Annotated in this window: 17 protein-coding genes; all 17 read right to left on the bottom strand. The window is 47.9% G+C overall.

What is annotated here, in order from left to right; translation table 11 throughout:
- Positions 1–413: 413 nt before the first annotated feature.
- Complete coding sequence (locus AC58U0_RS28590; RefSeq protein WP_497382239.1) at positions 414–650, bottom strand: hypothetical protein; 237 nt, start codon at positions 648–650, stop codon at positions 414–416.
- Between the two features lie 312 nt (positions 651–962).
- On the bottom strand, positions 963–1,715 hold the full coding sequence (locus tag AC58U0_RS28585) for a YwmB family TATA-box binding protein (RefSeq protein WP_497382238.1): 753 nt from the start codon (positions 1,713–1,715) through the stop codon (positions 963–965).
- A 65-nt stretch (positions 1,716–1,780) separates the two neighbouring features.
- Positions 1,781–3,319, bottom strand: coding sequence for an amino acid permease (locus AC58U0_RS28580; protein ID WP_497382237.1), 1,539 nt, complete (start codon positions 3,317–3,319; stop codon positions 1,781–1,783).
- Positions 3,320–3,371: 52 nt separating this feature from the next.
- Positions 3,372–3,500, bottom strand: coding sequence for a hypothetical protein (locus AC58U0_RS28575; RefSeq protein ID WP_261304047.1), 129 nt, complete (start codon positions 3,498–3,500; stop codon positions 3,372–3,374).
- Positions 3,501–3,572: 72 nt separating this feature from the next.
- A complete protein-coding gene (gene eutC, locus AC58U0_RS28570) occupies positions 3,573–4,496 on the bottom strand; it encodes an ethanolamine ammonia-lyase subunit EutC (RefSeq protein WP_497382236.1) in 924 nt (307 codons plus the stop codon).
- A gap of 58 nt (positions 4,497–4,554) precedes the next feature.
- Positions 4,555–5,916 carry an ethanolamine ammonia-lyase subunit EutB gene (locus AC58U0_RS28565; RefSeq protein ID WP_497382235.1) on the bottom strand — a complete coding sequence of 454 codons (1,362 nt, stop codon included), beginning with the start codon at positions 5,914–5,916 and terminating at the stop codon, positions 4,555–4,557.
- Positions 5,913–7,394 (bottom strand): ethanolamine ammonia-lyase reactivating factor EutA, encoded by a 1,482-nt coding sequence (locus AC58U0_RS28560; RefSeq protein WP_497382234.1) that lies wholly within the window; start codon positions 7,392–7,394, stop codon positions 5,913–5,915. Before AC58U0_RS28560 ends, AC58U0_RS28565 begins: the two co-directional genes overlap by 4 nt.
- Positions 7,395–7,401: 7 nt before the next feature.
- Positions 7,402–8,004 carry an ANTAR domain-containing response regulator gene (locus tag AC58U0_RS28555; protein WP_497382233.1) on the bottom strand — a complete coding sequence of 201 codons (603 nt, stop codon included), beginning with the start codon at positions 8,002–8,004 and terminating at the stop codon, positions 7,402–7,404.
- A gap of 2 nt (positions 8,005–8,006) precedes the next feature.
- On the bottom strand, positions 8,007–9,455 hold the full coding sequence (locus AC58U0_RS28550; protein WP_497382232.1) for a sensor histidine kinase: 1,449 nt from the start codon (positions 9,453–9,455) through the stop codon (positions 8,007–8,009).
- A gap of 10 nt (positions 9,456–9,465) precedes the next feature.
- Complete coding sequence (locus tag AC58U0_RS28545; RefSeq protein ID WP_497382231.1) at positions 9,466–9,918, bottom strand: EutP/PduV family microcompartment system protein; 453 nt, start codon at positions 9,916–9,918, stop codon at positions 9,466–9,468.
- Positions 9,919–9,922: 4 nt separating this feature from the next.
- Entirely contained in the window at positions 9,923–10,264 is a 342-nt protein-coding gene (locus AC58U0_RS28540) for a BMC domain-containing protein (protein WP_047676497.1), read from the bottom strand.
- Positions 10,246–10,548: a EutN/CcmL family microcompartment protein gene (locus AC58U0_RS28535; RefSeq protein ID WP_497382230.1), complete on the bottom strand. Its 303-nt coding sequence runs from the start codon at positions 10,546–10,548 to the stop codon at positions 10,246–10,248. The genes AC58U0_RS28540 and AC58U0_RS28535 overlap by 19 nt, the downstream gene beginning before the upstream one ends.
- A 6-nt stretch (positions 10,549–10,554) precedes the next feature.
- Complete coding sequence (locus AC58U0_RS28530; RefSeq protein WP_497382229.1) at positions 10,555–11,376, bottom strand: hypothetical protein; 822 nt, start codon at positions 11,374–11,376, stop codon at positions 10,555–10,557.
- A complete protein-coding gene (gene pduL, locus AC58U0_RS28525) occupies positions 11,377–12,171 on the bottom strand; it encodes a phosphate propanoyltransferase (protein WP_497382227.1) in 795 nt (264 codons plus the stop codon).
- Between the two features lie 8 nt (positions 12,172–12,179).
- Complete coding sequence (locus AC58U0_RS28520) at positions 12,180–12,467, bottom strand: BMC domain-containing protein (RefSeq protein WP_047676490.1); 288 nt, start codon at positions 12,465–12,467, stop codon at positions 12,180–12,182.
- 18 nt (positions 12,468–12,485) lie between these two features.
- Positions 12,486–13,973 (bottom strand): acetaldehyde dehydrogenase (acetylating), encoded by a 1,488-nt coding sequence (locus AC58U0_RS28515; RefSeq protein WP_497382225.1) that lies wholly within the window; start codon positions 13,971–13,973, stop codon positions 12,486–12,488.
- Positions 13,970–14,482 carry a BMC domain-containing protein gene (locus AC58U0_RS28510; RefSeq protein ID WP_497382224.1) on the bottom strand — a complete coding sequence of 171 codons (513 nt, stop codon included), beginning with the start codon at positions 14,480–14,482 and terminating at the stop codon, positions 13,970–13,972. Before AC58U0_RS28510 ends, AC58U0_RS28515 begins: the two co-directional genes overlap by 4 nt.
- Positions 14,483–14,493 lie beyond the last annotated feature (11 nt).

Here is a 14,493-nt window from a genome sequence, read left to right as displayed (position 1 = left end):
GCTTAATTGCTCATTTGCGTTGCTAGCGAGATTTTGCAATCTCTTTTTTGAACGATTTCTCGTTCGTGCTTACTCACTCGTTGTTCAGTTTTCAAAGATCAATTTCTTTCGCTCACTGCCGTGTTACCGAAGCAGCGAAAAGTAATATACCATACTGATTTTTATTTTGCAACTAGTTTTTTTCTAGTTACTTTCACCAGCCTGTCTTGCGGCCGGAGTGATAATATAACATGGATTCCAAACACATAGCAATGTTTTATTTTTCCAATTACAAAAAAGTTTCTAAGGTTGATTTTTACCTACTCTTATAACATCTCCTTACTAATAAATCTTTATAACAAAAAAACACATGCTGCTTAAGCACGTGTTCATTAATGTTTAGTAATCCGAAAACAAAGGCATTATAATTTTGTTCACTCAGCAGCTTTAGTTTCCATTTTACGTTCATGAACCACATAACTATTAATAATGGCAGCCGCAAACGTTGCCCGGTTGTTTCGAAAGAAGTGAAATAAAACACGAGCTTCCGGAGACTCCTCATCATATTGCGAAAAGTTAAAGAAATCGTCATCTCCCCATCCCTCGCTACGGAGACTTTCAATCGATTCTGCAATTAGACTAGGGATGACCGGCTTTGTTATCGTTGTCATATTCCCACTCCTCGGAGTATATTCAGATACCGTTTATTACCCGTTTTGGCCCACATCAGGAAACAATAGCGCTTATTTATAATAACGGGATTATTGGATGGCAGGATCGGCTTCTTTGGATTGGCTTTCTTCAGCATATTAAGTTCACCTCCTTGCTAATTTTCTTATGCATTTGTTATTCATTTGTATTTGTTACTCATTCTAACCAATCTATTAATCTATTAAACCTGAGAGAATCTATTAATTTTGATCCGGCCCAAATCTCGAAACAAAAAAAGGAGCAGCATTAAACTGCACCTCAAGACTCTATTTTTAGTATTCCATTGTTATGATCGGAGTACCTACGGTTAGTCGCAGCTTGCCAGTCGTAGACTCTTGATGCAAAGCAATTTGCAGATTCACCTCTTGATTACCACTCTTAACAAAAGTATGGAACTCCTTAGATGCCAACGACGCACTTACCGTATTCTGGTCCTTATAACTTTCTACAATTTTGCCTTTAAAAGCTAAAGCTATAGAATCTACCAGCTCTGCAGAACTCTTTTGACCTGACTGTTCTTGCTCATTTACATAACCTTGCAACATAACATTCCATTGGCCATTTATACCGAGTTTCTTCAATTGTTCGCCCGCTTGCTCCTGCCACTTGACCAACTCCGACTGTTCGGCTTCTTGAGAAGCGTCTAATCGCAAAACGACATAGCAGGCAGATTGTCCTTGTGGACTTGCAACTGTTACGTTGACGACCATTCCCGGTACAACCTCAGATTTCGCTGTATAGGTCGGATGTGAATTGGATTCACTCAACACTTCAGCTTGAGGAATTCCAAAAGCTTGAGATAGTTTCTTCCCTATTTGCAGCATATTCTGATCAATACCATCGCACGATCCGTAATAGCCTGTATATTTGAATGTTATTTTATTTTCACTCGTCATGTACGGTTTAACTGTGTTCAATAACTGAAGTGCTTCTTGCTCACCTTGCGCATCCGCATGGCGAACCCACCCAAAGATAAAACTTATAATGGTCATACAAATGATCGATAATAACCAAGATTTCTGCATATAAAAAGGCACCTCTTTACTAGAATCTTTAACTCTAGTAAAAGGATGCCCAAATCTAGCAAAAGTTAAACAGAGGAGGTTTTCTCAAGCTCTTTTTCGCGGCGTACAATTTCTTCCATGGAAGTGCTGAGTGCGGCCTGCGGCCCAGGGAAGTGATTTTTATAATAAGCTAAATCCATAATTACAAGTAGAATCAGCATCCCAGCTACGGCATAACCGGCCATTTGATTCGGAGGAATCACCATGACGATACAGATGAAGATGATCCAAAGAAGCGCGACGACAGAAATGAACGTGCTGTACTTTCCAAGATTCCATGGTCCGAGATGCTTATCTTGAAATCTGCCTTCCGCTTTGGCTCTCAGCTTGAGATAGATCGGAATGCCGTAAGCCACATATAAGCCCACAACACTGACCGCAGTTAGGAACGCTATCGTCGTGTAAGTCGCATCCGGATTCACCATTTTGATGATATAGTCGATGAAGGCGAGCAGGAACGAAAGAATAATGGCCAGCCAAATGGCTTTAGCAGGTGTACGGTATTTCTTCGAAATTTGCGCCCATTGGTTGCTGAGCGGCATCCCTTTGTCACGAGAGAAGGCATACATCATACGTGAGAAGGAAGTAATAGAAGCTAGACCGCAGAACCACATCGCGGCAGTGACCAACCATAGAATGACGGAGCCGAATGTACCGCCAAGCGCTTGGCTGATGACATAGATGAATGCATTGCTTGAACCGGCAGCAGCACCGGCATCCTTAATGGACAAAGTAACAAAAGCAAGCATAACGAATCCAATGACAAACGAGTAGGCAACGGATGTGAAAATACCCCAAGGCGCACGCACACGAGGGTTAATGGTCTCTTCGATGGTATGAGCGGAGGCGTCGTAACCCGTAAATGTCCACTGCGCTTGCAAAAGTCCGATTAGAAAAGCAAACATATATGGTTTATCCGAAAAGGTTTCGCCCACTTTGAACAAATAATCGACTGGATTCAAATTTCCTTTGGTGAAAAAGGCAAGTGACAAAACGAGCACCGCCACCACAGCGATATGGTACCACGCCGAGAAATCGTTCAGCTTAGAAACGATACGAATCCCGATATGATTCAGAATACCATGCGTAAGTAATATGATCGTGAAACAAATCAACACGGTTGTATTGTTAGATTCATAACCGAACACACTTGCAATGAGAGGATCAGCGAATAGGGCTACTGAATAGTCGATACCAGCCACAATCCCGATTTGACCGATTAGATTAATCCAGGCGGTGTACCAGCCCCAGCGTTTGTTTTTCAAAATAGCCGCCCAGTGGTACAAAGCGCCAGCCGTCGGAATGGCCGAAGCAAGTTCAGCCATGACTGCGGCTACGAACATGACAAAAAGGGCGACAATCGGCCAGCCAAAGCCCATCATACCCGCTCCGCCGTAGGTTAATCCGTGGCCGTATAACGATACAGCGCCAGTAAGAATGGAAATGATAGAGAATGAAATCGCGAAATTGGAAAATCCACCCATGCTGCGCAGTAGTTCCTGGGCATAACCGAACTTGTTTAAATCACTTTTGTCTTTTTCATGATGATTGGATGGGTTGCTCATCTTTTATCCTCCTCATCAGATAAATACGATTTGTACAAACAAGTCACAATTCTCATTTCCCTAGGAAACTTTCATGCTTGCTTTCATCGAATTCGCGAATGCTTTTGTTGGCGATTCTGACAATCCATAAAGCAAACAAACACGTTACCGCAATAATTACAATTCCAATCGTCAGTTCCATTCGGCCTCCACCTCCTTCTCCGGACCATTATAGAAAAGCTTCTTAACGAAGCACATTCTCAAGGAAAAACGATTAGATTTCCAAGTTGACACCGCTTGTCTTTTGCTCAAGCATTTTATTCACGATGGTGCCGATATGCGCACCGCCTTCCAGTGGAGGGGTGCCACCCCGATGAATATTGGAAATCACCGTGCGGTCGCTCTCTACCGTGCCTTTACGCGGTTTGTAACAGATGTAAGCACTAAGCGATTTGGACGAAACAAGTCCAGGTCTTTCCCCGATCAAAAGCACAAGCACTTCCGGCTGCACAATTTCGCCGATGTGATCCATGACAGCGACCCTGCCGCCACGGACAAAAAACGGAGTACCTGTGGATAACCCATAAGCACTAAGCGAATCAAGCAGCGCAGGATACACATCGCCCAAATTGGCGTCTACCGCATTGGTGCTAAGTCCATCCGAAACGACGATCTGCACCTGCGGCTTCATCTGGCACCTTTTCTGAATGTCCGCGATTCCTTGTTCGGTGATAATACGTCCCATATCGGGGCGTTTTAAATAGTTTTCCGTATTCTCGTACCGAGTTTCTACCGTAAACAAACCGAATTCGTCCAAAAGCTTCTGACTTGCTTCCCCATATATGGAATCAACAGCAGCGGCATGGTCACGGCGAAATTTAAGCACCTCTTTGGTGAGCGCTCTCGTTCCCGTACGCCATACGCCTATTCGTGCCGGTGTGCTGGCAAGCAGCTCATTCATCCCTTCCTCCCATTTGGGGGATGGTACTTTAGAGGTGAATGCGTCCAATTCGGGGGACGGGACCATTTCCGACATCAATTCTACTCGGGTAGATCGCTGCGTTTCCTCGTTAACCAGGGCAGGGTTCTTAGAGAGAATAGCCGCCGGATTATCAGCAGCTGTTGATGTAGACAGCTTCTTCTCAAGCTCTGCCATCACCATATCAACAAGCTGATCCATGGGGACAGCTTTGTTCATGTCGTTTCCTCCTTAGCGTTTTGCCTTAGCAAAACTGGCTTCGTAAGCAGCATCTGAGTTACATAAAAAGGGTCGGATCTCCCGCCAACGGTGTTAATCGGCCGTTTTCCATGATCCCCATTTTCACCAGCCATTGTTCAAATGCAGGGGCCGGGCGCAATCTCATCAATTCCCTCAAAGTGGCGATATCGTGGTAGCTGGTAGATTGGTAATTGAGCATGCAGTCATCTGCCATGGCTACACCGATCAGATAATTGACGCCTGCAGCGGAAAGCAGCACCGCCAAATTGTCCATATCATTCTGATCTGCCTTCATATGGTTGGTGTAGCAAACATCTACACCCATCGGCAGCTGCTGAAGCTTCCCCATGAAATGGTCTTCCAAACCTGCCCGAATGACCTGCTTGCTGTCATACAAATACTCAGGTCCGATGAAGCCCACAACCGTATTGACGATAAACGGCTTATATTTTCGGGCAAGGCCATAACAGCGGGATTCAAGCGTGACCTGGTCGATACCGTGATGCGCTTCGGCTGACAACTCGGAGCCTTGGCCCGTTTCAAAATACCACAGATTCGGCCCCGTCCCTGTGCCTTCCCTGGCAATGAGCTCATCGGCTTCATCAAGCAGCGCAACATCGATGCCGAACGCTTTATTGCCGTTTTCCGTTCCGGCCAAGCTTTGAAACACCATGTCCGCAGGAGCGCCTTGTCGAATAGCACGCATCTGGGTTTTGATATGTGCTAAGACACAGTTCTGCGTCGGAATCTGCCACTTCTCCATCACTTCTTTGGTGACCTGCAAAATATTTTTGACGCTATCCGCTGAATCAATAACCGGATTGATACCGATAACCGCGTCACCGATCCCATAGCTTAAAGCTTCATATAAAGCGGCCTTAATCCCCTGAATATTGTCCGTAGGATGATTGGGTTGGGCCCGACCGGACAGCACTCCCTTTTGACCAATCGTAATGTTGCAATGTGTCGTGACTTCCATTTTGGACGCGGCCTGCACAAGATCAAGGTTGCTCATTAATTTGGCGGCAGCAGCCACCATCTCACTCGTTAAGCCGCGGGAAAGTCTGCGAATTTCATCATTTCCCGTTTCTTGCCGCAGCAAGTACTCTCGCAATTCAGCCACCGTCCAATTGCGAACCTCGGTGTAGATTTTCTCATTAATCCCTTCCTCGATTACCCGCGACACTTCATCGATTTCTGGTGGCAGCAGAGGGTGATTACGGATATCTGCCAGCGTCAAATCGGACAGAACCAGCTTGGCGGCAATCCGCTCCTTCGCATCCTGTGCGGAGATGCCAGCCAACTGATCGCCTGATTTTTCCTCGTTAGCCTTCGCCATGACTTCCTTTAAATCTTTAAACTGAAAAGTTGTACCAAGCAACGTAGTCTTCAGGTTCACTGTCTTATCCCCTCCGCTCTGCCCCGAAAGGCCAACGTCTTAACTACCACCGGGATCATGATTCCAGAAATCGGCTCACCCAAGTCGATATAATCCCCATGCTCTACACGGATTTGATCGATGCAAATGACTTTCGGACGTTGCCCGCAGCGCTTAGCCAAGGATTGGCCGAGCGCCTTCGCGATATCCGTTTCACAGATGACCACCATAGCTTCACTAGCAGGAAAGTGTTGAACAAAACTTGCATGCAGCCGATCTGCTAAGTGCTGAAGCGTTGTGTACGTAAGGTCATTCATTCCTGACAATGCCAGCCCGAACGGAGGTGATTGATCCCGATCAAAGAGGCTTGCGCCGCTTTTCATGATCGCATTCAACGCATCCGCAAGCAGCTCAGTTTGCTTAAGGATCTGCGGTGTTAAATCAAGCCCCAGTATAGGCAGATTGCGAATCGGCAGCAGCGATGCATCCAAATGCACCGTAGCACCGCTGATTTCCGTACTTTGCATCCCTGCACCGATGACGGTCGCTCTGACCGTTTGATCCGCACGGATGAGTCGGATAGGATATTGGGCTGATAATTCCTTCCATGTGTGCGCCAGCAAAGGGCCAATATCATGATGCACCGCCACATCCGCCAGGCTTTCCGGTTTCTTTTCCTCCATCAACAGGCCGATTCCCCCGGATACCATCCATTCTCCAATGGGAGGCATTGACACAAGCGGCTCGCCGTTCAGCAAGGAACGAAGGGATTTATCATGCTCAGGAATGATCTGCCCGGCTAAATAATCCATCATGCAGTGGCACATTCCCATGCAGATTTCTTTTATGAGAGTAAAACTAACCGTGTCACCAGCCTTAATGTTGTATCCGCTCGTCCTCAGCCATGGTCGAATCGATGGCGATACGTCTATAACCACTCCATTCGAGTCTAGTTGGATGAGCCTGCCACCAACGTGAAAGGTGACCGTACCAACCAACTTGCCTCTTTGAAAAATAGCCGCATTCGCTGTACCCCCGCCGATATCGATATTGGCGACTGCGCCTCGAATCTGCATCGATCGGCGCTCCGCACCGGCGCCTTTGCCGGCAAGCAGCCCTTCCAGATCAGCACCTGCCGTTGCTACTACGAAATCGCCCGAGCGTTCGGCGAGAAGATGCAGAATTTGCCTCGCGTTCGTTTTATTCGCCGTTTCTCCGGTAATAATTACGGCCCCGGATTTCAAATCTGTTGGACGGATTCCTGCCTGCTCGTACTCTTTGGTCACGATTTCCCATATAGGCTCCGCATTGATTTCATCGCCGTTCTTAAGAGGAGTGCTGTAAATTGGACTTGCATATAGCAATTCCCGCTCCGCAATCTCAAATCGAGGCAAGCTGAGAGCACCCGACGAGCGCACTAATTGCAAACGGCTAATCACCATCTTGGTCGTGCTCGTTCCGATATCTAGGCCGACACTTGTGATCCACTGGTTTTGCATGCCCCAATCACCCGTCCTGTGCCGCACTAGTTAATGATTCCAAACCCTCCGTGAGCATGCATGCCGCCAGCTTCGCAAGAGGAATACGAGTAGTCATGCTCGCTTCACGCATTTTCTTGTAAGCTTCTTCCTCATTTAAGGCGTATGCCTGCATCACGATACCTTTCGCTTTTTCGATCACTTTGCGCTCTTCGATGGATTGCTTTAGCTGCTTGATGTCCTGTTTCAGTGAATCCATCTTTTCTTTTTGACTTAAGGCAATTTCCACAGCGGGCAGTAAATCTTCCTCCGACACTGGCTTGACTAAGAAAGCAGCGACACCCGCCTCGCGAGCATCTTTCACCAATTCCTTCTGGCTGTATGCCGTAAGGAGTAAAACGGATGTATCCTGCTGCAGCTTGCGTATAATTTGAGACGCCTTGATGCCGTTCATGACCGGCATTTTAATATCCATGATGGCTAGGTCCGGTTTTAATCTGGCTACGAGCTCTACCGCTTCCTCGCCATTTTTGGCTTCTCCCGCGACCCAATATCCGCCCTCTTCCAGCATCTCGCGAATATCCATGCGAATGATCGGATCATCATCCACAACAACGATGGCATTTTTCATGGCTATTCGTCCTCCTTGTACTGCGCTCTGGAAAGCGGAAAAGTGATTTGAACGTCCGTACCCCGTTCATCCGAAGTTATATGAATGACACCGCTGAGATTTTCCTCCACAAGTGTCTCCGTTATTTTCAAGCCAAGATGACCCTTCCTGTCTGAATGGTTTGCCGCTTCGAATCCGACGCCATTGTCAGATACACGGACACAGATGATAGTGCCATTACATTGCAGGGAAATTTCGATTTCCCCTGTACGTCTCTCCCCAAATGCATGCAGCACGCAGTTCTGCACAAGCTCATTGATGACAAGCGCAAGGGTCGTTGCAACGTCAGACTGCAAAATAAGCTCATCCCCATCAATTTTAGGGTAAATGTTCTGGTCCGGTTTGGAAGAGGATGAAATAATGTTCTTCGTAATACGGTCCACCACATCGTTGAAGAGGATCGTTTCAAGTCCTTCAAAAGCAAGCATTTCATGAATGACGGCAATGCTGTTAATGCGGTTGATACTATCGCGATAGACTCTCTCCACCTCTTCAAGCTTGGTTCTTCGCATCTGTAGGCGGAGTAGACTGGATACGGTCTGCAAATTATTTTTCACACGATGATGAATTTCTTTAATAACTGCTGATTTGATCACTAGCTGCTTTTCTTTTTCTTTAATATCCGAGATGTCGCGAATGAGAATAATGCCGCCAACCTCCCGCTGATCCCGGTAGATGGACATGGCCTTCAGGTCAAAGGAAACATGCCCGATTTGAAGCTCCTGATGGATGAGTCCTTTGTAGCCAATGAGAGGGCTCCCTTCTAATCTGCCATAAAACAACTGGGCAATCGGGTATCCGTTGATCGCGCCGACATGACCGATTTCCTTCAACATTTCAGCTGCTCGGTGATTGGTATAGGTCACACACTCTTTATCATCAAATAAAACAATGCCTTCGTGCATAAGCGACTGCATACTGCCTTCCGACATCGCCACAGTAAGCAGCGTTTCGCTCAGCTGTTCGGTTGTTTCCATTAATCTCGTCACATTTTTCTCCTGCTGGAGCTTTTCGGAGATGTCCTTTTCCATAATCAATGCGCCAATGACATTGCCGTCTTTTGACCGAATCGGCACGACGTTCTGTTGAATGGCAATCTGCTCCTGCGAGATGCCTCTTGATCCGATCACGGACTGCCCGGAAAGCAAACAAAACATCACGGCAGGCTCATTTTGCGCAAAAGCATATTGTCCGACAACCGATGTCTTATATAGGGATGGGGCTGAGGATGGATGTGCCTCGGCAACTACAAGCGCTGAACCCTTGTCTGCGAGCGGGCAGTCAATAAATACATCCGATTCCGACACATCGGCTATCATTTGCAGCTGAGCGGCCATCTCCATGATCGTCTGGGCTTCTTCCTCGCTTAAAATCGTATGATTCCTGCACAACTCCATGATTAATGCCACCATGAATCCCTCATTACTTCGTGGATTTACTTTGTACAATCTCCATAAGTCTTTCCTTCAGCCGTTGAATTCCTACTGTGGATGCAGCTGATGTCAAAAAGATTTCGCCTTCTGGTAATGACTGCCTTAGAAGGGTTATGGCTCGATCAATGTCTGCCTTCGGGTGATCGATTTTGGTTACTACCCCAATCGTTAATACAGGAAACCCCTGTTCAAATCCGGGAGGAAAATAGTTTCTGTTCCGGGCAGCATCCTGCACAAGCACAACGGCTGCAGTCTCATGAGAGGTCGCTATTAGGGAGCGATAATACAATGGGTTTTCGCTGTATTCTCCGGGCGTATCAATGATCCAGTCCCGATAGATGAGACTTTGGGTTTTGGTCGCAGGCTCCGATTCCCCGAACAAGGCTTTGATTAACGTTGATTTCCCAGCACCGACAGCGCCGATCATCATTACTTTTTTCATAAATTCAAGACCTCGTTATCGGTGCAGTCGCAAATTTCAGCTTATCCTGCAAAAAAGCATTCACAGCCTCAATCGCCATCTCCACAGCGGCTACTTCTCCCGTGAGCACCAGCGATCCGGTGAACCGATCCAAATAACCGATGCCCACACTAGCCGCTTTGGTCGCAATATCAGCGGCAATGATCGCCGTTTCTGTGGGGGTAAGCGTTAAAATCCCGATCGCATTCCTTTCATCAATGCCAAGCTTCGTGTACAAAACCGGGTCAGGATTGGCAATCACATGAGCCAGTGTCAGTTGTTTGCCGGGCACATATTCCTGAATCACTCTCATTTTCTGCTCTTCCATACGTCCTCCTCGGTTTCTTGAGCGACCTCATAGCTATCTACAATGCCTACGATCATGGCATCAATAGGAACCATTTTATCCGTGAACAAGGTTCGGGCCGGACTCCCTCTGGAGACGATCACATTCTCACCAACACCGGCTCCAATACGGTCTGCGGCAATGATCGGAGTGCCCGCTTCGCTGTCTTTGAAATCCATCGGCTGGATCACTAACAATTTCAAATTGTCCATGCCCACTTCTTTTTGCGTAGCCCATACACTGCCGATTACTTTTCCTAAAAACATAGGACCTCACCCTTTAGCCGCATATTCGATCGTGATGCCCTTCTCTTTCAGCATGTCTTGGGCCAGCGAAGAAATTATCGTTCTCTTACCAACTCGCAGTGAGCGAAGAGGTTTACTTTTGGATTCCCGCGCGACCCAATCCGCAGAGATGAGCCTTCCTTCATAAACGATGTGTTCTCCATCCTCGGTGCGCTCGTCTTTTTTTACAGAGCTGCCCGCTTCCTCGACTGCAGAATTTAGGCGGATTTTATTTACAACCATTTCAGCTAGCTGCTTTAACGGACCAAATTCAACACCATACATTTGCAGTTCCATTTTGTAATAATCAAAAAGGTTCACGTAAGGCTTAGGCAGTGTTATTGTCTTGAGCGTCCGTCGGTCCGCCCGCTTCAACCCAGAGATATCATCGCCAATGAGTACAAATTTATTCTGAACCAACGCGGAAAAGATGATTTCCGATATGATAGTCCCTTTCATACCCAGAGCGGCCCTTGCCGCATTATCAAGATCAATTTCCGGGATCACGATTCCCTCATATTCGAAAGGCACCTCTAGAGGAGACGGCGCGAATTCGTCGGATGCAATCGTTTTTCCGCGACCGCCGCATTCAATTTGGTGCTTCCCCAGCCAAGAAGAAGCCTCGCCATCCAGGAACAAAATATCATGATTAACCTGGTGATTATTTAACCATATAAAATGATCGGTAAAAGCCTCATGAGCCGTACTGTCGTAAAAAATGTAAAGCACCTTAGGCCGCTTGACCGCTTGCTTTTCCATTGAGTCAATGAGTTCACGAACAATAGATTCGACCATTTGCTTGATCTCCACCTAGAGCTGCCTCCTTTCGGCGCGCGTGATTTCACCGTTTTTGCCGATCACCTGAACCTGATCCCCTGTATTCAAATGAGCAGCATTCGCCTCGTCTATGTCGATATGAAAATCCAGTGAAAAATGCGCGCTAACCCTCACGATCGTATCAGCAAAAATAATCGGCCGCTCCCCTATGGCTTGGACAATGAGGCGATCTCCTTCGTTGACCTGAAAGGTTTGGGCATCTTCTGGAGACATGTGCACATGATTTTTGGCAATGATCAGTCCCTGCTGCAAAACGACCGTTCCGCTCGCACCGACGAGTGTAATACTTGGTGTACCTTGAATATCACCGGATATTCGGACCGGAGGGTGAACGCCCAGCGCATATCCGTCTGTACGAGAGATCTCCACTTGGGTCACTCCACGTGAAGGTCCTAGGATACGGACATGTTGGATGATTCCTTTCGGACCAATCAATGTCACGGTCTCGCGCGCAGCGAACTGACCCTTTTGGGATAGCACGCGTTGTGGGGTTAACGCGTAACCAACGCCGAACAACGCTTCAACATGCTCGGGAGAAAGGTGAACATGCCGGTTCGAAACGCCGACTGGAATGAGCTTTAGCCCAATATCCTCGCTTCCGGGAAGGATTGTTGACTCCGAAGGAGCCTTGCGCCGCAAAGAGATTCCTCTATCTTTCAAAAAGTCAGCGGCTGCCGGTGTCAGCTTATCCCCGTCCGTTATCGGAAACGGATTCGGCAGACCTTTTACCAGTTGCGTACGCAGATGCGTTTCCGTAATAAGCGTCATAAACGTATTTAACCTTCGAGCTTAGGAAGAATGAACTCAATGTCGGAATGCGGACGAGGAATAACGTGAACAGAGACAAGCTCTCCCACTTTTTCCGCAGCTGCAGCCCCTGCATCCGTGGCCGCCTTTACAGCCCCGACATCTCCTCTGACCATGACCGTGACCAGTCCTCCGCCAACATGAACTTTACCGACCAATCTCACATTCGCTGCCTTGACCATGGCGTCTGCCGCTTCAATTGAACCTACCAAGCCTTTCGTTTCCACTAAACCTAAAGCTGCCATTTCTCCTGCCATTTGAATTTCCTCCTCGGGTTATGTATGCAATTGCATTTCGGACAGCACGCTTTTAATGATCTGCGCAACTTCATCGCGCGTAATACCGAGTTTATTAGAGCTTTCCAAACTTTCCGCTACTAGTGTTACAACACGGTTCGTATCGGGCTCCGTCGGCATCTCTTTAATACCAAAAGCCACACGTTTAATATTCAGCAAATGCTGCGGACCAATATTATCGGATGTGATGTTATTGCCATAGGAACCACAACCCAGCGTCATCGATGGCATAATCCCTGTCGTTGCACCGATTCCCCCAAACGTCGTGCCTGTATTCACCACAATGCGCGATGCTGGTTTCTCCAGCCCGAACGCCTCAATGATCGACAAGTCCTCACCGTGGATGCCGAGAGTATGTCCAAGCCCTCCGAGCTCCAACAAATCGATGCAGCGTTGACAGCCTTCTTGCCAGTCACTCACGGTAAATAAAGCAAGCACAGGACTGAGTTTCTCCATGGAAAATGGATACGCATGTCCTACTTCCGACTCTTCCGCGACCAGTACCCTTGCATCCTCCGGAACGATTATGCCAGCCTTGCCCGCAATCACTTGCGGAGAACGGCCAACCACATTCGGGTTCATCCCTTTTCCAATGGTGAGGATCGAGCCGACCTTTTCTTTTTCTTCAGGGTTCAAAAAGTGAGCCCCTTGCCGCTTCAATTCCGCGACAAGCTCATCTTTAATTGCTTGATCGACGACAAGCGCTTGTTCCGAAGCGCAGATCGTTCCGTAGTCGAACGTTTTGCTTTGCAAAATCAGACTCACAGCTCGTGGGATATTCGCACTCCGATGAATATAAACTGGAACGTTGCCGGGACCGACACCGTAGGCGGGCTTGCCAGAGCTATAAGCGGCCTTGACCATTGCGGTTCCACCCGTTGCCAAGATGAGATCGGTCAGCTTATGCTTCATTAGTTCACCGCTGGCCTCAAGGGACGGAAACGATAGACAATGAATCAGCCCGGGAGGGGCTCCTGCCTTCTCCGCTGCAGCACGCATGACGGCTGCCGCCTCCTGCGAGCAGCGCAGCGCCGATGGGTGCGGACTGATCACGATGGCGTTTCTTGATTTAAGTGCGATCATGCATTTGAACAAGATGGTCGATGTCGGGTTCGTTGAAGGTATAATTGCAGCAACAATACCAACGGGTTGAGCGATTTCCCAAACTTGCTTCACATCATCTTTGCGGATGATACCAACCGTTTGCATTTCCTTGATTGCTGAATAGACGTCTCTCGCAACGAAGAGATTTTTCGCCTTTTTATCGGCCACTTTTCCGAAGCCTGTCTCTTCTACGGCCATTGCACCCAACCGCTCTGCCTCTGACTCCGCCGCTTGAGCCATGGCTGCTACGATGGCGTCAATTTGCGATTGCGTCATTTTCTCCAGTTGTTTTTGTGCCGCCTTCGCCTCTTGAAGGAAATGGCGGACCTCCTGGATCGCTTGTAAATCGCTATCCAGCTTCATGTCACGGGATCTCCCCCTTCAGTGTTCATCCCCGTGAAAAGCCTGACCAATTCGGCCTTGCTAACCAATTGGATATCCCGACCGGTTATGGGGAATCGAGGCGTATTATGCGCAAGCTCTCTGAGCTGTGCTACGGTCATTTTGCTCCAATTCGGTTCGCTCTTTTCTTGCGTCGCTGGCGCCTTAATGAGCTCCTCCTTCGGTGAATCTTTCGGCTGGTTGTTGGCCCAAGCCTCCTGAATCATCGCGTGTACTGAAGGATCAGGTCGCGGTATAACGTGTGTGGATAACAGCTTGCCTACTCTCTTCGCTTCTGCCGCGCCTGCATCCACGGCAGCTTTGACCGCTGCAACATCGCCTAGAATATAGATCGTTACGATGCCGGCATCCACTTTCTCATAAGTCGTTACCTTCACATCCGCGGTTTTGGCTGCAGCGTCTGCGGCTGCAATCAAGGCAGGCAGACCGTAAGTTTCGATCATGCCCAAAGACATCAATCTTCCATCCATTTGTAAACACC

Source organism: Paenibacillus sp. J31P190 (assembly GCF_059692075.1).
This window is presented reverse-complemented; position numbering and strand designations above follow the sequence as displayed.